This window comes from Legionella stuttgartensis (assembly GCF_977063405.2).
Genome location: NZ_CDRUHA020000057.1, coordinates 214,628 through 238,065, shown reverse-complemented (window position 1 = coordinate 238,065; position 23,438 = coordinate 214,628). Strand labels below are relative to the sequence as shown.

The following is a 23,438-nucleotide window of genomic DNA, read 5'->3' as shown; positions in this document are numbered from 1 at the left end:
TATCAGTGAATTCTATTGTTATCGTTAATTGGAGCAATTGTAGGCTGCCAAGATTTATCCGTTATTATAATTTTAGAACGATTTGCTAATTTTTCCATGTTTTTGAATTGCTCTAAAGCATTTTCATCTTTGGAAACCGCTGCTCGCCATTGGTCACTGTTTATATTTAGAGCGGGTAAAGCAGTAATTCTTAATACGCGATCATCAATATGGATTTCTGAGGCATCCCCTGTGATTCCTAAGTCGGTGTGAGAGACATAAGGAGGAGTTACCATATTCATTGCTAATAATTTTCTATAAAGAATCATTCCACCAAAATCTTCTTTAATCCGCGCTATATTTTCTTCAAGAATGGTATTTGCTTGATCGATACCATTTTTCCAGCCTTTGGCGGTATAGATACACCATATTTTTTTCTCAACTTTGGTTTTAGGCAACAGTGTATAGTGAGGATATTCTGGTTTCACATAATCGAGCCATAAATATTGCCGCCAAGTGGGTGGAGTCGTAACAAAATGGGCTTGTTTTGCAACTCTATAAGTACGGTCAGAGATGCGAATGGTTTGCGCATCAGCAAGATTTAGAGTATTTCTGCCTTCCAAGAGCACTGGAGGTAAGATATTGTGTTCCAGTATCAGGGAATTAAAATCATAAATGGCATCGAGTCTACGTGATTGCCTGATCAGGTGCTCGTCAATAACTTTTGCTCGCGCGGCTAACCCTGCTTGTGCGCCGAGGCTTAAAGCAGTTTCTTTTAAAGCCATTTGGCGAATTTTACCGTTTTGTTTTTTATTCCGTTGCTTCACATTCACATTGGCCATAGCTTGTAATCCTGCTAATGAGGTAGTATCCCCCATATTTTTTGAGGAGTGGCATGCAAGCAACGAAGCAGATAATACAATAACTATTAAGCTAGGAATAAATTTTGGCATAGCGTAATTCGACAACCTGACTGTTAGGATAAACATGAATATAAGCTTTTCTACCCGCTTGATAATCTATATCACGCAGGATTTCAGCTAGACTCTGATCTTTAATATTAAGACTAATTAAAACTGGAATTGAAGGTGCTTTTCCTAAGACACGCAGTCGAAAATGAGCTGATTTAGCAATACGAGCGGTTAACTCTTCAATTGGACCTGACCAATCCACACTTGCTCTGGCTTGTAAGTTGTATGCATTAGGTATCGTGAGCGTGTTGTCTTTATTTGGCGGTAAAATTTCTTTTTCGACGCGAGCCATTTCATGCATGGAATCGCTTACAGATACAGCTGCTTCTGCTAATTTAATTGTAGCATCATCGCTAGGATTGTTTACCGGTGGTTTTTTAAAGAGTACTCCACCATGTTTACAACCCACAAGCAGGACTGAGGCAATAAATAGCATGAGAAGCTTATTGTTCATTCAATCTTCTTTAATGTCTGGAAATATTCGTTTGATTGAAACAGGAGCTAGGCTCCTTGTCAAGCCTATAAATGAGGAATTGTATGAATTTAAACGGAAATAACTTAGCAAAATATTCGTGGGAAATCCTAACGTAGCCTAGATGCAGTGAAGCTAAATTCGTCATTGGAGTAGAGAATTTTTCTATATTTACATTTCGTTGTGTGGAGACTGAAAAGGTACAAATTAATTTAATTTTTCAAACAAAGCATAAACGACTTGTCCTGCTTGTTTTAGTTTTATTTGACGCCACTGTGTTTCATCCAAGTCGATAACGGTAGGAGATTCCAGGTAAACTAGACCTCCAGGTTTAAGAATATTACTTCGTGCAATAGATGAAATACATTGAGGGAGAAAATTCTGAGCAAAAGGGGGATCCAGAAAAATGATATCAAACTCTTCTTGATTGTGGTGAAGATATTGTAGTGCATCTGTTTGCAGTAATTTGAGTTTTGGACTGTTAAACCCAGTGATGATTTTCTGTAAATTGGTATACGCTTTGGGCGATTGCTCAAGAAAAACTACTCGTGCCGCTCCTCTAGAAAATGCCTCCAAACCTAAGGCACCACTACCTGCAAAAGCATCCAGGCAGCGTGCCTCTCGGATGTCATGCATAAGCCAGTTAAATAAAGTCTCACGCACCCGATCTGGGGTGGGGCGTAGCCCCTCTACATCTGGGAAATGTAATTTTTTTCCTCGATATAACCCGCCTATAATACGAATGATTTGTTTCACGATTTACCTACGGTAAGCAATAGTAATTTATCGGGATTAACTTGTTGTTGAAAGGCTTGTTTTATTTGCTCGTTGGTCACTGCATTAATGCGGGCAGTATAGGTGTCGAGAAAATCCTCTGGTAAATGATAAAAAGTCATCCGCAATAAAATATTTGCAATACTGCGATTACCTGATAAAGAAAGGGGGAAACTTCCAGTAAGATATTGTTTCGCAGCATTTAGTTCTTCATCCGTTGGACCTTTATTAATATAGGTTCGCAACACATTTTGTATGATGTCCAATGCATTTTTGGTTTGATTATTCTTTGTCGATAAACTGATGAGGAAAGGACCTTTACCGGACATAGGGACAAATTGACTATCAATACCGTAAGTCAGACCTCTTTTTTCTCTAACTTCGATAGCGAGTTGAGAGACTAAAGCACCACCACCTAAAATATAATTTCCTACGATAAGAGGAAAATAATTGGGGGCATGATGGTCAATACCTATCTGGCCGAGGCGGATCACAGTTTGAGTAGAAGAAAATGGAATATTTACTGTATCTGCTTGAGTTAATTGCATAGCTTTGGGAATAGGAGGCGCAGCATGTCCTTCGGGAAGTTCTTGAGTCAGTTGATCAGCAAGCTGATGGGCTGTTTCACAAGTAATTGCGCCTACCATCACTAAAATAGCGTTTTTTGCGACATAATAACGTTTATTAAATTCAATTACTTGACTCATATTGATGGCATTAACTGTCTCGGCGGTACCGTTAACAGGATGTGCATAGGGATGTTGCTGATATAAGGTTTGGAAAAAATGAAGGTTTGCTACTTCCTCAGGCGAATCTTGGCGTTGCTCAATAGCCATCAACAGTTGCTTTTTTTCTCTTGTAAACGCTTGATCTGGAAAATCTGGATGATTAATGATTTGTGCAAAGGTAGTCGCTGCTTTGGGCAATGCTTTTGGATCAACTAGTGTTCTAAGGCTAAATATCACCATATCTCTGTTAATCTCTGCTTTGTATTGAGCCCCCACATCTGCCAGGGACTCAGCGATTTTGTTTGCATCTTGCCCTGCATTGCCTTGGTTCATGACACGACTTGTTAAAGCACTTAATCCAAATTGGTTTTCATCATATGCTGACCCTGCCGCGAAAGCGATGCTGATATCAAGCATGGGCACTTCCATCGCAGGATAAAAAACGACCTGGACTCCATTTTTAGTAAGCCATTTTTCTGTTTTGAACGTACTTGCTGTCGTTGTGGTTGACAGTCCGATCATCAATGCCAAAATACATGCGCTAAAAATTCTCATGGTGCTGCCCTTTGTGGTTGAGGTTCTAATATTGCCGTCGTCATGTTTTTTTCTTGAAAATAATGTTGGGCGGTTTCCTGAACTTGCTGTGGCGTAATTGCATTGATTGCTTTGGTATAATCATTTGCCTTTTGCCAACCAATCCCAATGGTTTCTAAAAGACCTAATTCTGAGGCTTGGCCAAAAATTGAATCCTTTTCGAACGTTTTCTGCGCAATGATTTGATGTTTAATGCGCTGCAATTCTATCTCGTTAACCGGATTTTTTTTCAAATCATCCAGTTCTTTAAGAATTCCATTTTGTAAATCAGTTAAAGTATGATTTTGACTGGGAGAACCATAAACAATGAATTGGGTTTGATATCTTGTGTATGGGTTGTAATAGGTATCAGCACCTGTGGCAATATGCGTACCACGAATCAAATTTTTCGAAAAACGAGCACTCTCACCAGCATCTAAAATTCCAGCGATGACCTCCAAAGCATAGGGTTCGTATTCTTTTTTAGCAGTATTCACACTAGGAACGGAATAACCCATCATGAGTAAAGGTAATTTTGCTGCGGTTTGGATATGAACAATCTTTTGACCTAATGCTGGTGGTTCATTTTGTACTTTTCGCTCAGGAATAGGATGTTTTGGTATGGCACCAAAATACTTTTCTGCCAAAGTACGAACATGTTCTGGATTAACATCTCCTACTACCACTAAGGTTGCATTATTAGGCGCATAATATTTTTTATACCATTCTTGCAAATCTTCAACGGACATATGTCGCAGATCACTCATCCAGCCAATAACTGGATGATGGTAGGGGGCGCTAAGATGTGCCGTTGCCAGAAAACGCTCAAAAGCAAGTGCTTGTGGATTATCATCTGTTCGAAGACGTCGTTCTTCCTGAATTACTTTAATTTCTTTGGCGAACTCATTGGCATCAAGAAGCAAATGATTCATGCGATCTGCTTCGAGCTCAAAACTGGTAGCAAGTTTTGAAGCATCTATTTTTTCAAAAAAAGCCGTATAGTCATTATTGGTAAAAGCATTTGCTTGGCCACCAATGGTCGCTATAACTTTGGAAAATACCCCTAAAGGAAATTTTTGGGTGCCTTTGAACATCATATGTTCCATCGCATGCGATACACCTGTAATTCCACCGGGTTCATCGGCAGATCCTACATTATACCAAATCATTGATACCGCGATCGGCGCTCGATGATCTTCTTTTACCAATATTTTTAATCCATTATTCAATGTAAACTCTTGAACTTGGCTAAAGGTCTGGCAAGATAGTACCATGAGTAAAGTAAAGAGTATTTTGCGCACAACTTAACCTCAAAGTAAAAAAGATGATAGAATTTCATATTTTTCAGGATTTGTACACTATATGATTAAATGGTTTAAGCGAAGTCATGATTCTACCTCCACAGAGGTCGATCATCAAAAACCTGCTGACTCGTTGCCTCAAGCTCCTGTAGAAGTAACGGAGCAGGAACAAGAGCCTATTAAGGAAGGGATTTTTGCACGTTTCAGAAAAGGCTTAAGTAAAACACGTCACCAGCTTGGTGATGGGATTGGCCGCCTGTTGTTAGGTAAAAAGGAAATTAGCCAAGACTTATTGGATGAACTTGAAACTCTTTTAGTCAGTGCTGATTTGGGGGTGGAGACAACGCAAGCTGTATTAAAGCAGTTGACCGATAGTTTAGCTCGTAAACAGTTATCTGATGGTGATGCCGTTTATGAGGCACTCAAGTCTCATTTACAATCGATTTTAAGTCAAAACAATCTGCCCTTAACTATAGAAACTGCAGATCACTCTCCTTTTGTTCTCTTAATGGTCGGTGTAAATGGTGCAGGTAAAACAACTACTATAGGGAAACTGGCAAAGCAATTCCAACAGCAAGGTAAAAAAGTTATGCTGGCTGCGGGTGATACTTTTAGAGCCGCGGCAGTGGAGCAATTGCATGTTTGGGGGGAGCGAAATGATATCCCGGTAATTGCGCAACATACTGGAGCGGATAGTGCTTCGGTGATTTTTGATGCTCTGCAAGCAGCTAAAGCACGCAAAATAGATGTCTTAATTGCTGATACCGCAGGTCGGCTGCATACTCAAAGCAATCTAATGGAGGAATTAAAGAAGGTAAAACGGGTATTGCAGAAATTATGTCCTGAGGCTCCTCATGAAACAATGTTGATATTGGATGCAAGTATAGGGCAAAATGCTTTAGTTCAAGCACGACAATTTCACGAAGCCATTGGATTGACCGGAATTACCATGACTAAACTGGATGGTACGGCTAAAGGCGGCATTTTGTTTGCTATTGCTAATGAACTTAAATTACCCTTTCGTTACATAGGGATTGGTGAAGGGATAGAAGATTTACGACCCTTTGATGCAGCGCAATTTGTTGGTGCACTATTTAATGATCACATTTGACCAAGTGACTAAGCGTTATCCAGGTGGTTTTGAAGCGTTAAGCCAGGTGAATTTTTCTTTGCAGAAAGGAGAGATGGCTTTTCTTACGGGGCATTCAGGAGCGGGAAAAAGTACTTTGCTTAAATTGATTGCGCTTTTAGAGTGGCCCACTTCCGGTCAATTGATGGTAAATGGTTTGCGTTTGAACCAATTAAAAAAACGCGATGTCGCTGCTCATCGCAGCCAATTGGGTATCACTTTTCAATCACCCTATTTACTAAATGATCGTACTGTATTTGACAATGTAGCTTTGCCTTTGCAAATTCAAGGCATGGCCTATCCCATGATTGCCAAAAGAGTTCATGCAGCTTTGGATATGGTGGGTCTATTAAGCAAGGAAAAAATGTTGCCTATCCATTTATCAGGTGGTGAACAGCAGCGTGTAGGAATTGCACGAGCGGTAGTACATAAGCCTGCTTTATTATTGGCTGATGAACCTACAGGGAATCTTGATCCCAAACTATCAACAGAAATCATGACTATTTTTGAGCAATTTAATCAAGTGGGTGTCAGCATCCTTATTGCCACCCATGATTTGCCATTAATTGCAGGAATGAAACACCGTATTGTTATGCTTAAAGGAGGACGAATGTGTTAAAACGAGCACAATCAATCCTTGCTTACCATCTACAAGCTGCGATACACAGTTTAAATTCATTGTGTCGCAAACCATTGGCAACCATGATGACCTCCATAGTGATTGCTATTGCTTTAGCCTTGCCTGCTCTTTTTTGGGTGTTTTCTGACAATGCGTCTAAATTAACTGCAAGTTGGCAGCGTGGCGGGCACATTTCGCTTTATTTACAACCCGGATTATCCAATGCAGAACAACAAGTTGTCTTGCAAAAAGTACGTGAAACAGACGGTGTAGCCCACGTTTCCTTGAAAACCTCCGCTGACGGTTTGTCTGAATTAACTCAGCAAGAAGGGATGCAGGATATTATGCGTTATCTCCCAGAAAATCCTTTGCCAGCAATGGTGGATGTGGTTCCTGCTTTAATCATTGATTCTCCAGCAAAATTAGATTTATTGGCACGGCAATTAAAGACCATAACCCAAGTAGAAAATGCAAAGGTTGATATGGAGTGGATAAGTCGCTTGCATGCTCTTTTAGGTTTTGCGGCCAAGTTTGCCGATGCATTATTGGCTTTATTAGCGATGGCAGTCATTATGATTGTAGGCACTACACTGCGCTTGGCCCTTCATAGTCGACAAGAGGAAATTCAGGTTTTGAAGTTAATTGGAGCAAAAGATCCTTTTATTCTCAGGCCTTTTTTATATTCAGGGGTTTGGTATGGTGCTTTAGGTGCCATTTTTGCTATCTTTATGGTTAATATTTTTATTTTCAGCCTGGGTGCTGCCGTGAATCAGTTGGCCGTTGCCTATCAAATGCACTATCCGTTAACAGGCCTGTCAATGCGGCAGATCTTGCTACTTTTTTTATTTGCAATTATACTAGGATGGATGGGGGCACGTTTATCTGTAAAACGACAATTGGCTTCCATTGAACCACAATTATGAGTTGTTCTCTTATAGTTTATCTTGTTTTTACAGAGAAATTTTTAAAGGAAGAAGCATGAGTCAATATTTGCAACTTGCCGAAATGAATTTACCTGTGGGCAGTCTTGATTCGTACATACACAGGGTCAATCAAATTCCTATGTTATCCTTAGAGGAAGAAATCGCTTATGCCGAGCGTTTTCATGCCGAAGGGGATATTGAAGCTGCACGACGTTTGGTTCTTGCTCATTTACGTTACGTTGTTCGAGTCGCTCGTGGTTATTTAGGATATGGTTTACCTCTGAACGATTTAATTCAGGAAGGCAATATTGGTTTGATGAAGGCGGTAAAACGCTTCGATCCAAAGATGGGCGTACGTCTTGTTTCCTTTGCGGTGCATTGGATAAAAGCAGAAATTCATGAGTTTGTTTTACGCAACTGGCGTATAGTTAAAATTGCAACAACCAAAGCGCAGCGTAAATTATTTTTTAATCTTCGCCAAATGAAAAATCGTTTAGGCTGGATGAGTAATGAAGAGGTGAATGCTGTCGCAAATGATTTGGGCGTAAGCTGCGAAGACGTACTCGTCATGGAACAACGTCTGAACGCTATGGATACACCTTATGACGCTCCTGACGCCGATGAACATGATGAGTTTTATACAGCACCAGAGCGTTATTTATTTAATGCGAATGATGATCCTTCTGTATTGTTAGAAAAAGAAAATGCAGGCGATCACGGACGTGAACGACTAATGTTTGCTCTGGACCAGTTAGATGAGCGCAGTCAGGATATTTTACAGCAACGTTGGTTAGCTGAAGATAAACTAACATTACACGATTTAGCTAAGAAATATGGTGTATCTGCTGAACGAGTTCGACAGCTTGAAAAAAACGCTATGAAAAAGCTGCGACAATATATAGAAAGTGAGTAATTCCTTCAATTATATGTAGCCTGGGTGAAGCAAAGCGGATCCCAGGAAATCTATGATAAGAAACTGGACCCGACTTGCTTTATTCTGGCTAAGTTCATTCCAAAAAATTACAAACCAGTGGTCCCACTCGTTCATCCAATAAGACACTTACATGATTTGCATCAGGAAGTAAGCATAGTCTAGAATTTGAATATTTTTCACAGAACTCAATCGATTCTTTAGTGCTAATTGTATCATCTAATTCCCCGTGAATGCATAAAAAGGAAATGTCAGGAGATTGAGCAATGAAATGGTGTAACCGTATTAAATTAATATCAAACTGGGCTTGTTGCTTCATTACCTGACGTAACTGTAGGTAACCATGACCACTTAGTTTAAATTTTTTGGCAATCCGGTTAACAGGACTGCGCATCTGGGTGGGTGAGGCAATTAAAATTGCACGTTCAGGTTTTTGATTTAATTGCCATTCAGGAAGTTGACCCGCTACATTGAGCGTGTTAAGGAGCATCGAGCCACCAAAAGAATGTCCAATAACCGCATAAAAAGGTCCATGTTGATTGATGGTATCTTTCAGAATAGCAACTGCATCAGTCCAAGGTAGTTGTAATCCTTTTGCTTCTCCGTGTGCGGGAAAATCAAGAGCATATACTTCATAACCTTGCTGATATAGCGCCTGGATTATGCGAGCCATATAGGCCGCACGTGATATCCATCCATGAGTAATCAGTATTTTTTTCCCTTTTGAGTTCTTTTGTGGTACAAAACGATGCAACACATGGTGCCGAGGAAATTCTTGGTGAATTACTTCGGTACGTTTTCCCTCAATAAACTCGCAAGCCAATTTGGCAAAATCTCTGTACTGCTTTTCCAAAGGAAAAAAGATAGGAGTAATAAACGCTTGGTAACACAATTGTGCATGTAACATATCTCGTACACGGATTAATGATGAAGTTATCATAATTATATCCCCTTCAGAGTTTACTTTAAGTGTAGCATCTAAAATGAAACATTTTATCAACATAATATTTTATTGTTTTTTAGTTTGATGGGTTTATGTCTGCGAGCGTTTTTACGTTAAAAAAAGAAAGGAGGCAAAATGAAATATTGTTAGGGAGCAGCAATAGAACTTAATGTATTTCATAACTTTATCTCTTTAGCTCAATTTTATAAACTAGAGCTCCTAAACGTTAATTCGGGTTTATTTCAGGGGGCTTAAGATGCATACTTCAAATTATATTTATCATGACGAGGGACAGGAACTTCAAGGATTTGTGGCTTATGACAAATCCTTTGCTGCTCCGCGTCCTGCTGTGCTGGTTGTTCATGATTGGTCTGGTCGTAATGAATTTGCATGTGACAAGGCGAAATCACTTGCGGAGATGGGTTATGTTGGTTTTGCTGTAGATATGTATGGCCACGGCAAGCTTGGTTCTACAACAGAAGAAAAACAGGCTTTAATGACTCCTTTGGTTTCTGATCAGGCCCTATTACGACGTCGTGTTCAAGCTGGATTGACTGCTGTAAGTTCTATGCCTGAGGTGGATAGTAAGCACGTCGCGATTATTGGTTTTTGTTTTGGGGGTATGTGTGCTCTTGAGTTGGCACGTTCTGGAGCAGCTCTCAAGGGGGTAGTAAGTTTTCATGGTTTGCTGCACAAGCCTGGAACTATGAAATCTGAACCGATTAAAGCTAAAGTTCTAGCATTGCATGGTTATGATGATCCTATGGTTCAACCCGATACAGCGCAGGCCTTCTGCAAAGAAATGACTGATGCGAATGTAGATTGGCAAATGCATATGTATGGACATGTACAGCATGCGTTTACTAACCCATTGGCACATGATACTCAATTGGGAACGATTTATAATGCAGTTGCCGCTCAACGTTCTTGGCAAGCGATGATCAATTTCTTGCAGGAAGTTTTGAGAAAATAGTTTTATCACTGAGCGAAGAGAATAGGGAGCCGGGTGAGGCGATGTGACACCCGGAATTCTCTTCGTTGTTATGCATATTTAAGGACTTTTTTTAGATCGTTGCGAAATAAATCTTAAAAACTCGGTACCATGGGGCTCGATTATTGGACAATAAAGAATTATAATGCCGAAAAAATAATCTTGCTTCTGTTTCTGTGTTTTTTTCCATAAGTCTTTTACACTTGACATTAAATATAATATATTGAGTGAATGTAAGTTCTTACTCGCTTCTTTATTAAGAATAGGCGACAAAACAAACCAAGTTGTGGAAAATTTACCCGATTATTAGGAGCTAATCCCAATTTGAGTTTTTCACCCGGTCATAACACTATGAAATTGCATCACTTCTTCGAGCAATCCGTTGATAATTGTTCAGACAATATTGCTTTGATTTGCGATAATGCATTTATTTCCTATCAAGAGTTAGAAAATCGCGCTAATCAATTGGCTCATTATCTCCATGAGAATAAAGTCTCCAAGGGTAGCATTGTAGGCATTCTATTAGAGCGATCTATAGAATGCTATGTTGCTATATTGGCGACATTGAAAACGGGTGCAGCTTATGTCCCTATTGAAGTAGATTATCCCGACGATCGAATTAATTATATTTTCTCTGATCTACCTTTTGATGCAGTTTTAACTTCGTCTTTGCAATTGGCCCAGAAAAATTTGGCATGGCCAACCTATTATGCAGTAGATCAACTGGCTGAAGAAATTTCTAGACGTCCTACACATCGATTAATTCTTCAAGAAGACTTAAGTGCTAATGACTTGTGTTACATCATTTATACTTCAGGCTCCACTGGAAAACCTAAAGGGGTAGAAATTACCCAGCGTAGTATTTGTCATTATGTTGAAGTTGCAAGCAAACTTTATGATATAAAGAGTAATGATAAGGTATATCAAGGCTTTTCTTTGGCATTTGATGCTTCTTTGGAAGAGTTTTGGATGGCTTTTGCCAATGGAGCTACCCTGGTTGCCTGTACTGCAAAAGAAGTGCGATCAGGCTTAGGTCTAGTTTCCTTTTTACAACAACATCGAGTTAGCGTTTTTTCAACAGTACCTACTTTATTGTCTACTCTAGAAGGTCAATTACCTGATCTTCGCATACTCATCTTAGGAGGAGAATCTTGCACATCCAGCTTGGTGAAGCGTTGGAGTAGAGAGGGGCTGCGGATTATCAATACTTATGGCCCTACGGAAGCAACGATTATAGCAACTTATGCAGAATGTCATCCTGAGCAAGATGTGACCATTGGTAAACCCTTGCCGGGTTACGAAGTCCTCATTGTTGATGACCAATTACAAGAAGTAGCTGAAGGAGAGGAAGGCGAGTTGTGTATTGCTGGTGTTGCTTTGGCTCGTGGTTATGTCAATCGACCTGAAGATACCGCAAAGAAATTTGTTTCAAATCCGGTAAATAAAAATCAACGCCTATATCGAACAGGGGATTTAGTTTCAAGAGCGCCCAACGGAGATCTTCTCTTTGCAGGACGAATAGATGATCAAATCAAATTGCGTGGATTTCGTATTGAATTAAACGAAATTGAAACGGTAATCATGCAATATGCTGGAATAAAACAAGCTGTGGTTTCTTTGCAGACCCTCGAGCAACCTACCCTCGTTGCTTATTTGATTCTTGATGTACAAAATGCATTTGACGTCAATGAATTTAAATCTTTTTTACGGTCGCGCTTACCCGATTACATGCTTCCATCGCTAATCGAAATTTTAGAAACGTTCCCAGTTTTAGCCAGCGGTAAAGTGAATCGCAAAGAGCTTCCTAAGCCCGCGCAAAAGTCAGAGACGGTTTATATAGCGCCTGAGTCTGATCTAGCAAAGGAAATTGCTTCAGTTTGGGAAAAAGTATTTGATTGTAAAAATATTTCAGTAAGTGCAGACTTTTTCTATGAATTGGGTGGTCATTCCTTGCATGCAGCAAAGGTAATCTCTAATTTACGCAAAATACCTGCCTTAAAAAATATCTCAATTTTGGATTTATATAAAAATCCCACCATTCAGCAATTAGAGCAGAAGTTTAATGATCCTCTCATTAATCCACAAATTGATGAGCAAGCACCCAAGAAAAAGTACAAAGTGCCACAGTGGAAATATTATTTATGTGGTGTAGGCCAATTTTTTGGTTGCTTATTGCAATATGCAGTGGGCACCCTACAACTATTAGCCGTTATTTTGTGTTACAGCTGGGTTAGCTCTGAGTATTCAATTATTTCTAGAGAATTACAGCTTGCCTTTTTAGCTTTATTTTTATCAATGCCAATCATTTCATTATTTATCACGATTGGATTGAAATGGATATTATTGGGACGAATAAAGCCTGGCGAGTATCCTCTTTGGGGATGGTTCTATTATCGTTGGTGGTTAGTACAAAGGCTGCAAAAAAATTTGTTTTTAGCTAAATTCTTAGTTGGTTCGCCATTGGCCGGTATCTATTATCGCTTACTAGGAGCGAAAATAGGTAAGAACTGTTATTTGGGGTCGATGCAGATTTCTGCCCATGATTTGTTAACCATAGGAGACAATACTTCTATTGGTGCGGACAGTAGACTTAACGGTTATATCATTGAGGATGGTTGGTTAAAAATAGGTTCCATCAATATAGGTAATAATTGTTATATCGGTTCACGTGCGGTAGTTGGGTTGAATACTCAACTTGAAGATCATGCCATCTTAGATGAAATGTCCATGTTGCCTGATCAAGGCTTAATTCCTCAAGGATCCTATTTTTCCGGCTCCCCAGCGATGCCTGGTATTATTCCTGCCGACCATATTACTCGGAAAAAAGTTGCGGTTGAAGAATCTACCATGTTGGAAAATACCCTTTTTGGTATTTTGCATTACTTAGGCGTCGTTTTTGTCATGGTGGTCTATTATTTATGCTTAATTCCATCAATCTCTTTGATTAGCTATTACTATGATCAGAGTCGTTATTTGACCACAATGTTTTTTGCTATTCCTTTAGGGGCGACCCTGTTTTTAGGGTTATATTATTTATGCATTGTGCTCTGTAAAAAGATTATTTTGGATAAGATAAAACCTGGTAATTATCCCTTAAAGAGCTTTTATTATTTCCGTCATTGGATCATCGTAAAATTACTGGATGGTGACGAAATTTCAATAATGGCAGACACTTTGTTTATGCCCGCTTTTTTACGATTACTAGGCGCAAAATTAGGTAAAGGCGTAGAAATGGGGGAAACACCGCATATTATTCCTGACCTAGTCACTATCGAAGAAGGGGGTTTTACCGCAAGTTCTGTCGCTCTAGCTTGGCCTAGTGTTTATAATGGCTTAATTTCTTTTGCTCCGGTGACCATTGGACGCAGAGGCTTTGTGGGGAATGTCAGTTTATTACCTGCGGGGAAATCCATTGGTGAGGGCGCTCTATTAGGGTGTTTATCGGTGACGCCATCTGACGGCAGGGCAGCAGAGCCTCATTCTGCTTGGCTAGGTTCGCCTGCTGTATTCTTACCCAAGCGAGAGTTATTTGTTGGTTTTTCTGATAAGGATACGTTTTATCCCTCCAAAAAACTCTATTTCATGCGCTTATTCATTGAGTTGATACGTATTATTTTGCCATCGACATTTTCATTGATTGCATTATTCAACATGCTTTATGTCTTGGATTACATGTTAAGCGAATACTCCTGGTTTGTTACAGCCCTGGTTCTTCCACCTGTAGAAATGTTCATTACCGTCTGTCTTGTTGGCGTATTGGTGGGCTTAAAATGGATAATGTTAGGTAAATTAAAACCTTTAACCAAACCTATTTGGGATCCCTTTATTTGGAAAAATGATGTGATTGAATATTCGTATAACTATTATACGAACCCACATTGGACTAATAAAGTTTTAGGGACTCCTTTTGCACTTTGGGTGCATCGTTGTTTAGGAACTAAAGCGGGGAAGAGAGTTTTCACAGATAGTGCCGAGTTTTCGGAATTTGATTTAATTACAATTGGTGATGACGTATGTATTAATGCCGAGACAATAATTCAAACCCATCTTTATGAGGATAGAATATTTAAAGTCTCGAATGTCACTATTGGCTCTGGATGTAATGTGGGTGTTGGTTCAATTGTTCTCTACAACACCTTGATGGAGGAAAACTCTTCTTTGGGTAGTCTCTCTTTACTCATGAAGGGGGAGCGTTTACCTGAAAATACCCATTGGGCTGGTATACCCGCCCAATCAACAGCACTTGGGATGCCATACCCACAAGTGGCTCGACAACTTGCCCCCGAAGAAAGTCCAGAAGGGCTTCCCGAGTTATTGTAGTAATTTAGCCAGAGTGATGCGAAGCGCAACCCGGTATCCGCTTCGCTTCACTCTGGCTACAATAATAGGACTTACCTCAATAAATAGTTGTCGATCAAGCGGATGTTATCAATACGTACCGCAGCAAAACGACGATCTTTATGGTCTTCCACATACTCTACAGTAATTCCTTTTTGAGTTAGTTTTTCGATAATTTGCTCACATGTTAAATCTTTATGCTGAAATAATTGGGCAAACTCTTCAGCTAACACCTTTTGTTCTTGATTGAGACGGTTATTCCGTGAACTGTAAGCCAATCCACTCGGCTCACGGATCGTTGGACATGCTTTAATTTCAATGTCCATAAAAAAAGCATTAACCATTCCTTGAATCAACAAGTATTGTTGATAATCTTTTTCACCGAAATATGCTCTATGAGGTTTAGCCAAGTTCAATAATTTCATAACGACAGTTAATACCCCATTAAAATGTCCTGGCCTATGGGTTCCTTCCATGAGTTGGCACAGTTGGTGTTCATGCACCCGATAGTTGTATTCATCGGCATACATTGATTGTTCATCGGGAAGAATGCAAAAATCGACACCAGCATCTTCCATAATTTTAAGATCTGCGTCTAATGTTCGAGGATAATGTTTAAAGTCCTCAGTTTGATTAAATTGGGTGGGATTTACAAATAAACTGGAAACAGTGTAGTGATTCTCTTTTTGACTGGCTAAAAACAAAGATGCATGCCCTGCATGCAAATTACCCATGGTAGGTGCAAAGCCTAGAGTTGATTGAGGGGATAAAGTTTTACGAAAACTAACCCATTCGTTGAGATCGTGAAAAACTTGCATGAGTTACTCCTGAAATATGGTAACCATCTGAATTGTGGCCTGAGTGAAGTGACGCATAATCTGGTGTGACGTTACATTTACCCAGGCTACCATGTTTCTATAGTTACTATGGATGAGACAGAATAATTCTCATTGATAAAAAAATTTAGTAATAATTATTCTGCTCAATTTCCAATTAAAATGAATGTTCCGCGGTTGGAAAACTAACCTGTTGAACTTGTTGAGCATAAGCATTTAATGCAGCCAATATAATTTCTTTACCCTGAAGGTATCGTTTAACAAACTTAGGATTAAACTCTGTTTGTAAACCCAGCATGTCATGCCAAACAAGTACTTGTCCGTCAGTATGAGAACCAGCTCCAATACCAATGGTAGGTATACTTAATGACTTGGTTATTGTCAGCGCAAGTTGTTGGGGAACGCATTCGATGACTATGGCAGAACATCCAGCCGCCTCTAACTGGCGAGCTTGCTGAATTAGCTGCTCTGCTTGCTCTTGGTTTTTTCCCTGCACCTTATAACCACCTAATTGATGAATGGATTGAGGGGTTAAACCGATATGTCCGATAACGGGAACACCTGCATTGACGAGATAAGAAATGGTTTGGCACGTATCTGCATCCCCGCCTTCAATTTTCACGGCTTGTGCACCTGCTTGTAATAAGCTTTTTACATGTTCAACAGTTTGACTGAGTGAACTTTTATGGCATAAAAAGGGCAGATCACTGATTAAAAATTGGTGTTTTAGTCCACGTGCTACAGCCTGGGTATGAAGTATCATCATCTCCATGGTCGCTGTAACGGTTGTTTCATGTCCATGGACTGCCATAGCTACAGAATCGCCAACCAGAACGCAATCAATATTTGATTCAGCTACAACGCAGGCAGATGGATAATCGTAACAAGTGATTACCGAAATTTTTTGCTGTTCTTCTTTTTTACGTTTGAAATCATGAATTTTCATGTTGGGTTACTCCTTAATAAAAAAGAGTAAGCATTATGGTGAAAAGCGAAACACGTTATAGGTACCTGTCGCATGGATCAAGTCCTCCAAAAAAAATTAAATATGAAGTCGCTGCCAAAAGGTCAGCGCATTATGAATCTGTACTGCTGACTCACAATGGTTATCATATTTGAAATTCGAATGGTTGAGAAGTGGGAGGAAACACATTGTTCTCTAGGTTTAGAGAGTGGAACCTAAGTTTCCAGCATAAATAAACCGTTTTTAATCTCGGGTTTCGTTACGCTGCATCCAGGTTACGATGCTTATTTTTTACAAGTAGCCCTTCATTTTGCATTTGATGCATTTTGTTCATCTATCATTCTGAGTTATCATTAATGTTTCGCGCAGCAACTAGTTCATTGTGGAACGCTCAATAAGTTGTGTGAGAAGATGTCTTTAAAATACAGGGTTTTTATGCAAATCACTGAAAAATTAACGCTTCCGGGCGAGCATCCTTTATTTTTACAAGGAGCGATTGGCAAACTAGAGGCGGTTCTAACTGTTCCAGAGCAGAATCATACGGATTTCATCGCCTTTTTAGGACATCCTCATTCCCTGCAGGGGGGCACAATGAATAATAAGGTAGTGACTACACTAGCACGTGTCTTTAGAGAATTAGGCATTCCTTCATTACGTTTTAATTTTCGTGGAGTGGGCCAGTCGGAAGGATCCTATGATGCTGGGGTCGGTGAAAGTGAGGATATGCTGGTGTTGGTTCGTGAATGGCAAAAGGAGTCTCCCGAGAAGAAACTTATTTTTGCAGGCTTTTCCTTTGGTTCTTATGTGACGTACCGCGCTGCGGCCCAATCGGACTCCAAATTATTAATTTCGGTAGCTCCGGCAGTGCATCATTATAATTATCATGAATTTAATTCTGCCCCATCTCCTTGGCTTATTGTTCAGGGTGATGAAGATGAAGTCGTTCCCCCGGCTTTAGTTTTTGATTTTGCTGCCGAAGCTGAACTACCGGTGATTCAGTTTGCAAACACAGGCCACTTTTTTCATGGTAAATTAATTGAGCTGAAAGCAAAGCTCCTGGAATATATTCGATCTCAGGTTATTGTATAATGAATTTGATTACTCAATATGAAGCCGCGATTCAACGTGGTGACATCAATGATGATCCTTTGCAACGCGACATCTTGGCGCATTTGGAAGATCTAGCGAATCACGTAAAGAAATCGAATTCATCCTGGCTTTATCCATTAATCAAACCTCGAATTAAAGGGGTATATCTTTATGGTCCTGTAGGGGTAGGAAAAACATACTTAATTGATTTGTTTTATGATTGTCTCGAAGAGAAAAAGAAGGCTCGCTTCCATTTCCATCATTTTATGCAGCAAGTTGATGCTCAGTTAAGACGATTGCAAGGACAGAAAAATCCTCTTCGGCAAATCGCTAAAGATTTGGCCAAAACAACACGGGTACTTTGCTTTGACGAGTTTATGGTTCATGATGTTGCTTATGCCATGATTTTAGCGGAATTGTTGCAATCTTTAATTGCTTATGGCGTTGTTTTGGTTATTTCTTCGAATATACCCCCAGATGATTTGTATCTCAATGGAGTTCATCGGAAACGTTTTTTACCTGCTATTGCAGCAATTAAAGAAAATTGCGAAGTGCTGCATTTAAATGAGCAAAGAGATTATCGGATTGGGAGAGCACCTTTGATTGATGCTTATTTATTTCCTTTAGATGCGCATACTAATTTGGTGATGGAGCAGCAATTCACGCTTTTAGCGAGTGAATTTAACGAAAATGGTACTATTACAATACAAAATCGTGAGATCCCTTACCTTAAGCGTGCAGAACAATCGATTTGGTTTGCTTTTGATATTCTGTGTAATTTGCCCCGAAGTCAATTGGATTACTTAGAGATTGCAGATAAATTTGACACTATTTTCCTAAGCAACATCCCTGCGTTAACAGTCAATCATACTTTGCAAACAATTATGTTCATTCACTTTATCGATGTGATGTATGATCGCGGAATTAATATTATTATTTCTGCAGAGGTTGCAGTTGAGGAGTTGTATGTTGAGGGAGAAATGCAAGAAACCTTCAAGCGTACATTAAGCCGTCTGCTGGAAATGCAGTCGGTAGATTATTTATCACGCCATCCCAAAAGAGAACTTAAGGCATTGATTTCAGATAATTCTTGATGGTGTTGAGAGTAAAGGAGCCCCAACAGTTCGGGGTTCTGCAGATTAGAACAAATGTATAATTATTTTCTAAATTGAGAATGATTCTCGATTTCATTTATGTTAATATGAATAAGTTATTTCACGAGTTGCTGTTAGGACATGATAAATATTACAGAGTTAGTACAAGGCGATAGAGTACGGTTAACCAGTTTTGGTACAACAGAGATGCAATACCGACGCAGACTTTTATCTTTGGGAGTAACTTGCGGTACTGAGTTTTTAGTTGTCCGAATGGCCCCTTTAGGATGTCCTATACAAATTGAAGTCAGAGGAACTGCCTTAACATTGCGCAAGGAAGAGGCGAGCCAATTGATTTTGGAGCGTATATGACTCATGTATTATTGGTCGGTAATCCTAATTGTGGCAAGACCACCTTATTTAACGCCTTAACGGGTGATAATCAGCGTATAGGAAACTGGCCTGGGGTGACCGTTGAAAAGAAAACAGGGTCTTTTTGGGTCGCGAAGCAACGAATTGAAGTAACTGATTTGCCGGGAATTTATTCTCTTGTAGCCCATGCAGATGGTATCAGCCAGGATGAAGAAATTGCTGCCCAATCTGTAGTAACTATTGAAGCCGATTGCATCATTAATGTGATCGATGCATGTCATCTTGAGCGGCATTTATATTTGACCACCCAAATTTTGGAATTGGGAAAACCCGTACTGCTCGCGTTGAATATGATGGATATTGCGCAGCAAAGAGGCATATCCATCGATCCCAAAGCATTATCCCAACAATTAGGTTGTCCTGTTATTCCGATCCAAGCACATAAAAAAATAGGCATTGCGCAACTGACGGAGGAGTTGACTCGATTGCCTCAAGCAGTTACACCTCTGACACTTCCTCTATCCACCCCGATCCAACAAACATTAATGACCTTGGAAAACAGCTTAATTCATGAAGGTTATAGTCAATCGCGTGCTTATTATTATGCTCGAAGACTCGCAGAGGGAGATAAGTTACTATTCGATAAGGCAATTACTCAGGATTTAACTTTATTGAACGAAGTAGATCCTAATCTTGATGTATTATTGGCAGATGCGCGATATCAGAAAATACATGAAATAGTGACGTTCGTGCAGAAAAAACGTAGTGATGCCAGTGAACATTTTACTGCAAAACTCGATAAGATTATGTTGCATCGTTTTTTTGCCCTCCCCATTTTTTTTGCGATGATGTATTTGATGTTTTTATTTGCGATTAATGTAGGTGGCGCTTTTCAGGATTTTTTTGATATAAGTACCGATACCATATTCGTACAAGGGACATCCTGGTTATTGCACCAAATTAATACACCTAATTGGGTTATTGCTTTGTTGGCAAATGGTGTTGGTAAAGGGATTAATACCACATTAACATTTATCCCAGTTATTGCGGCTATGTTCTTCTTCTTATCTTTGTTGGAAACATCAGGATATATGGCAAGAGCAGCTTTCGTTGTGGATAAAGCGATGCGGAAGATGGGTTTGCCTGGTAAGTCATTTGTACCGATGATTGTTGGTTTTGGATGCAACGTTCCTGCAATTATGGCCGCTCGGACTTTAGATTCAGAACGCGATCGATTATTAACTGTAATGATGAGCCCTTTCATGTCGTGCAGTGCGCGCCTGGCCATTTATGCAGTATTCGTTGCTGCATTTTTCCCATCTGGTGGACAAAACGTAGTGTTTTCTTTGTATCTTGTAGGGATCTTGATGGCGGTATTAACAGGATTCCTTTTGCGTAAAACTACTTTAAAGGGACATGCATCCCCCTTAATTTTGGAACTGCCTGCTTATCATAAGCCTGCACTCAAACGCTTATTTAAAGAGACTTTTATGCGCTTGCGCTTTTTTGTAGTGCGTGCAGGTAAATTAATTGTACCCATTTGTGTTATTTTAGGTGGGTTAAATGCCATTACCTTAGATGGTGGAATTAATGCAGGTGAAGCCAGCACTCGATCTTTGCTCTCTTTAATGGGGCAATCGATTACTCCTCTATTTGCCCCCATGGGGATCAATCAGGATAATTGGCCAGCAACCGTAGGGTTACTAACGGGAATGTTGGCTAAAGAAGTGGTGGTTGGTACGTTAAATTCACTTTATGCACAAGTGGGACATGTGACTGAAATTGCTGCCGCACATTTTGATTTTTGGGCGGGTATTAAGGCGGCTTTTTGGTCAATTCCACAAAATTTAGCTCAATTGGGTTCTGCTTTGGTAAACCCTATATTGGCTAGTGCAGCAGATAATCCTGTATCTCAGTCAGTATATGGAGTTATGGCAGAGCGCTTTGATGGTAAAATAGGGGCTTATGCTTATCTGCTGTTTGTTCTTCTTTATATCCCTTGTGTATCTACCATGGCGGTAATTCGCCAAGAAGCAAATAAGAAATATATGTGGATTTCTGTAATTTGGTCTTTTGTTGTTGCGTATGGTACCGCTGTTTTATTTTATCAAACGGCTAAATGGCTTCAAAATTCAGAACAAAGTATGTTTGGGCTTCTTGCATTAATCCTCATTTTTGTTATAGGAATGCGTCAATACACCAAACGCAGCAGAAGGAGGGATGATGCTGTTGCAAATACGTGATTACATTTGTCGTGAAGGTGTCGTAAGCACCCAACAATTGACTAGGGAATTTAGTTTGGATCTTCCTGCATTACAACCTATGCTCGATTTATGGATAGGCAAGGGCGTAATACGCAAATGTCAGGAAAAGGCAAATTGTCAAAGCACATGCTTTAAGTGTCGCTCTAGTGCCCCTGAATATTATCAATATCTTTTATAGTTTGCTGTTTGTCGCAAATTGAATTTTTTTTACGGGTTTTTTACTTAAGCTGTTTTAACTTTCGTGCTCATTCAATAAATTTGGGCTAATATACTCATATAGGTTTGATTTACATGTGGTAAGCAAATGGCTGATGAACCAGATATTCCTACTGCTGACGAAAACTCAGAATTTATCGATAGCATCGATAACAGCATTGACTTGCGCAAGTTGCACATGGAAGAAGATTTAAATGATCCTGTGACTTTGGTTGAGCGGGTTTATCAAATCTGGTGGCATTGGGCTGATTTTCAACTTTATATTGTATCTCCATCTATAGATCTTCTTATACCTCCAGTAATGCTCAAACCTGAACTAATTCCTGGTACAAATGATCTGGAATTTGTATATTCCATTCTTGATTCAGGATCCAAATTATCTACTTCTAAAAGTGAAGAGCTGGTCTCTGCAGGGATGTCAATGTATAAGCTTTATATGACCATAGAAAAAATGATTTATATTTTGGTTGAGCGATTGAAAGAAGGAGGCATTGATAAAGAGACAGAAGTGCAAGTCGCTTTTGGTGGGCATTTGCTTCCTCAAAGAAAAGCCTTTGAGTCGATTATCAATTTACCCTATAACGTTGTAGTAACTAACTTTGATCCGGGAGCATGGGGTGAACGTTACTTACAAATTGTCAAACAAAATGCAGAGAAGTACGGCTATCCTTCCGAATCGCCACGTGAAACATTTAGACAGCCACATAAAACATCCGGATCAGGTCCAAAAAGATAAGTATGCTCAGATAAGTAGACTTTAATGTACTTTTTATTGCCTATTCTATTATTTTTAGTTGAATTTTATTAATTCACTTTATATTCTTGTTATGTTGCAGTGGTATGTGACATCTTTACAAAAATTTCCTTAGTAATACAATAGATTGGTCTTTTCATTTGGCACATCAGATATAAGCACAATAAAAGCTCTAAATGCAACAAGATTTATTTATTTGCATCATAGAATGACAATTTGTAAAAAAATATTCTTTTTGATTAAGTCAGCTATCGAAGTACAATCTAACGTATTTGCAAAATTTATTTTGAATTACAGTTTTAATGAACAAGGTAACTAAAGAAAATTATTTGAATGAGATGGAGACAAATTAAATTTTGCTCGGATTACGCAAGGGCTTATCTTGCACGATAAAAACAGAGTGCTATACTTCGCATTTGTGCTATTTAATTAACTTTTCTAATTAAGGAAGAAACTCACAGTGAACAAAAAAAGACCCGTAAATCTGGATTTGGGCAGTTTAAAATATCCCCCTATGGCTATAGCGTCCATCTTACATAGGATTTCAGGGGTAGTTTTATTTTTACTGTTACCCATTATGTTGTGTATTTTTAGTCAGTCAATACAATCAGAAGAAGCATTTGCGCAGGTGAAAAATTTGCTATCTCATCCTGCTTATAAAATGGTCATGTGGGCGTTTGGAGCCTCGATGATTTACCATTTGCTTGCAGGGATTAGGCATCTTTTGATGGATATTGGGTTTGGTGAGCATCTTGATGCTGGTAGGCGTTCCGCTGTTTTAGTCATTTTTCTTGCTATTATTTTGTCAATTTTTCTAGGAATCTGGATATGGTAAATAATGTCACCAGCTTAACAGGTAATGGGTTAAAGGATTGGTTGATTCAACGAGTTACAGCAGTTTATTTTGCTGCATATTCTTTTTTTATAATTGGTTTTTTGTTATTGCACCCTGAACTGGGTTTTGCACAATGGCACGCTCTTTTTTCCAATATATTAGTTCGAATTGCATCACTTATCGCATTGTTTGCGCTTTCATTGCATGCATGGGTAGGTATTTGGACTGTAACTACCGATTATATGAAGTGTACTGCTCTGCGTTTATCAGTACAAATGTTAGTAGTTTTATGGCTTCTGAGTCAATTCATCTGGGGCTTAATGATCCTTTGGGGGCAGTAGC

Annotated in this window: 22 protein-coding genes; 14 read left to right on the top strand and 8 right to left on the bottom strand. The window is 39.3% G+C overall.

The genetic code is table 11. The annotated features are described in order from the left end of the window. Window positions 1-2: 2 nt before the first annotated feature. The 5 genes from ACWTEW_RS16485 to ACWTEW_RS16465 all read right to left on the bottom strand — a co-directional run bounded on the left by ACWTEW_RS16485 (window position 3) and on the right by ACWTEW_RS16465 (window position 4,771). On the bottom strand, window positions 3-932 hold the full coding sequence (locus ACWTEW_RS16485) for a type IV secretion system DotC family protein (protein ID WP_454782748.1): 930 nt from the start codon (window positions 930-932) through the stop codon (window positions 3-5). After that, window positions 913-1,404: a type IVB secretion system lipoprotein DotD gene (gene dotD / locus ACWTEW_RS16480; protein WP_454782747.1), complete on the bottom strand. Its 492-nt coding sequence runs from the start codon at window positions 1,402-1,404 to the stop codon at window positions 913-915. Before dotD ends, ACWTEW_RS16485 begins: the two co-directional genes overlap by 20 nt. Window positions 1,405-1,629: 225 nt before the next feature. Then, complete coding sequence (gene rsmD / locus ACWTEW_RS16475) at window positions 1,630-2,178, bottom strand: 16S rRNA (guanine(966)-N(2))-methyltransferase RsmD (RefSeq protein ID WP_454782746.1); 549 nt, start codon at window positions 2,176-2,178, stop codon at window positions 1,630-1,632. Continuing rightward, the gene (locus ACWTEW_RS16470) at window positions 2,175-3,479 is read right to left on the bottom strand and encodes a M16 family metallopeptidase (protein ID WP_454782745.1); all 1,305 of its coding nucleotides are present in this window, start codon (window positions 3,477-3,479) and stop codon (window positions 2,175-2,177) included. Before ACWTEW_RS16470 ends, rsmD begins: the two co-directional genes overlap by 4 nt. Further along, on the bottom strand, window positions 3,476-4,771 hold the full coding sequence (locus ACWTEW_RS16465; protein WP_454782802.1) for a M16 family metallopeptidase: 1,296 nt from the start codon (window positions 4,769-4,771) through the stop codon (window positions 3,476-3,478). The genes ACWTEW_RS16470 and ACWTEW_RS16465 overlap by 4 nt, the downstream gene beginning before the upstream one ends. Before the next feature lie 88 nt (window positions 4,772-4,859). On the opposite strand from ACWTEW_RS16465, the gene ftsY reads away from it, so the two are divergent. Genes ftsY through rpoH form a run of 4 tightly spaced genes read left to right on the top strand, consistent with a single transcriptional unit; the run spans window position 4,860 to window position 8,382 of the window. Further along, entirely contained in the window at window positions 4,860-5,909 is a 1,050-nt protein-coding gene (gene ftsY / locus ACWTEW_RS16460) for a signal recognition particle-docking protein FtsY (protein WP_454782744.1), read from the top strand. Then, complete coding sequence (ftsE, locus tag ACWTEW_RS16455) at window positions 5,896-6,546, top strand: cell division ATP-binding protein FtsE (protein WP_454782743.1); 651 nt, start codon at window positions 5,896-5,898, stop codon at window positions 6,544-6,546. The genes ftsY and ftsE overlap by 14 nt, the downstream gene beginning before the upstream one ends. Continuing rightward, complete coding sequence (ftsX, locus tag ACWTEW_RS16450) at window positions 6,540-7,469, top strand: permease-like cell division protein FtsX (protein WP_454782742.1); 930 nt, start codon at window positions 6,540-6,542, stop codon at window positions 7,467-7,469. The genes ftsE and ftsX overlap by 7 nt, the downstream gene beginning before the upstream one ends. Window positions 7,470-7,524: 55 nt before the next feature. Beyond that, on the top strand, window positions 7,525-8,382 hold the full coding sequence (gene rpoH, locus ACWTEW_RS16445; protein WP_454782741.1) for an RNA polymerase sigma factor RpoH: 858 nt from the start codon (window positions 7,525-7,527) through the stop codon (window positions 8,380-8,382). Between the two features lie 94 nt (window positions 8,383-8,476). Here the strand turns inward: rpoH and ACWTEW_RS16440 are convergent, their stop codons facing one another. Next, the gene (locus ACWTEW_RS16440) at window positions 8,477-9,340 is read right to left on the bottom strand and encodes an alpha/beta hydrolase (protein WP_454782740.1); all 864 of its coding nucleotides are present in this window, start codon (window positions 9,338-9,340) and stop codon (window positions 8,477-8,479) included. Between the two features lie 259 nt (window positions 9,341-9,599). On the opposite strand from ACWTEW_RS16440, the gene ACWTEW_RS16435 reads away from it, so the two are divergent. Beyond that, window positions 9,600-10,316, top strand: coding sequence for a dienelactone hydrolase family protein (locus ACWTEW_RS16435; RefSeq protein WP_454782739.1), 717 nt, complete (start codon window positions 9,600-9,602; stop codon window positions 10,314-10,316). A gap of 369 nt (window positions 10,317-10,685) precedes the next feature. After that, the gene (locus tag ACWTEW_RS16430; RefSeq protein ID WP_454782738.1) at window positions 10,686-14,654 is read left to right on the top strand and encodes a Pls/PosA family non-ribosomal peptide synthetase; all 3,969 of its coding nucleotides are present in this window, start codon (window positions 10,686-10,688) and stop codon (window positions 14,652-14,654) included. Window positions 14,655-14,725: 71 nt separating this feature from the next. On the opposite strand, the gene panC is transcribed toward ACWTEW_RS16430, so the two are convergent. Together panC and panB are read right to left on the bottom strand one after the other, a co-directional pair. Beyond that, window positions 14,726-15,490, bottom strand: coding sequence for a pantoate--beta-alanine ligase (gene panC / locus ACWTEW_RS16425; protein WP_454782737.1), 765 nt, complete (start codon window positions 15,488-15,490; stop codon window positions 14,726-14,728). A 175-nt stretch (window positions 15,491-15,665) separates the two neighbouring features. Further along, window positions 15,666-16,454 carry a 3-methyl-2-oxobutanoate hydroxymethyltransferase gene (panB, locus tag ACWTEW_RS16420; protein ID WP_454782736.1) on the bottom strand — a complete coding sequence of 263 codons (789 nt, stop codon included), beginning with the start codon at window positions 16,452-16,454 and terminating at the stop codon, window positions 15,666-15,668. A gap of 453 nt (window positions 16,455-16,907) precedes the next feature. Here panB and ACWTEW_RS16415 point away from each other — a divergent pair, with 453 nt between their 5' ends. The 8 genes from ACWTEW_RS16415 (at window position 16,908) to sdhD (ending at window position 23,437) form a co-directional block, all read left to right on the top strand. Continuing rightward, the gene (locus ACWTEW_RS16415; RefSeq protein ID WP_454782735.1) at window positions 16,908-17,561 is read left to right on the top strand and encodes an alpha/beta hydrolase; all 654 of its coding nucleotides are present in this window, start codon (window positions 16,908-16,910) and stop codon (window positions 17,559-17,561) included. After that, on the top strand, window positions 17,561-18,655 hold the full coding sequence (gene zapE / locus ACWTEW_RS16410) for a cell division protein ZapE (RefSeq protein WP_454782734.1): 1,095 nt from the start codon (window positions 17,561-17,563) through the stop codon (window positions 18,653-18,655). Before ACWTEW_RS16415 ends, zapE begins: the two co-directional genes overlap by 1 nt. Before the next feature lie 141 nt (window positions 18,656-18,796). After that, the gene (locus ACWTEW_RS16405) at window positions 18,797-19,027 is read left to right on the top strand and encodes a FeoA family protein (RefSeq protein ID WP_454782733.1); all 231 of its coding nucleotides are present in this window, start codon (window positions 18,797-18,799) and stop codon (window positions 19,025-19,027) included. Then, window positions 19,024-21,270 (top strand): Fe(2+) transporter permease subunit FeoB, encoded by a 2,247-nt coding sequence (feoB, locus tag ACWTEW_RS16400; protein ID WP_454782732.1) that lies wholly within the window; start codon window positions 19,024-19,026, stop codon window positions 21,268-21,270. Before ACWTEW_RS16405 ends, feoB begins: the two co-directional genes overlap by 4 nt. Next, complete coding sequence (locus ACWTEW_RS16395; protein WP_454782801.1) at window positions 21,251-21,469, top strand: FeoC-like transcriptional regulator; 219 nt, start codon at window positions 21,251-21,253, stop codon at window positions 21,467-21,469. The genes feoB and ACWTEW_RS16395 overlap by 20 nt, the downstream gene beginning before the upstream one ends. A 126-nt stretch (window positions 21,470-21,595) precedes the next feature. Then, the gene (locus ACWTEW_RS16390) at window positions 21,596-22,243 is read left to right on the top strand and encodes a virulence factor (RefSeq protein WP_454782731.1); all 648 of its coding nucleotides are present in this window, start codon (window positions 21,596-21,598) and stop codon (window positions 22,241-22,243) included. Window positions 22,244-22,721: 478 nt separating this feature from the next. Then, on the top strand, window positions 22,722-23,096 hold the full coding sequence (gene sdhC / locus ACWTEW_RS16385) for a succinate dehydrogenase, cytochrome b556 subunit (protein ID WP_454782730.1): 375 nt from the start codon (window positions 22,722-22,724) through the stop codon (window positions 23,094-23,096). Next, window positions 23,090-23,437, top strand: coding sequence for a succinate dehydrogenase, hydrophobic membrane anchor protein (gene sdhD / locus ACWTEW_RS16380; RefSeq protein ID WP_454782729.1), 348 nt, complete (start codon window positions 23,090-23,092; stop codon window positions 23,435-23,437). Before sdhC ends, sdhD begins: the two co-directional genes overlap by 7 nt. Window position 23,438: the final 1 nt, after the last annotated feature.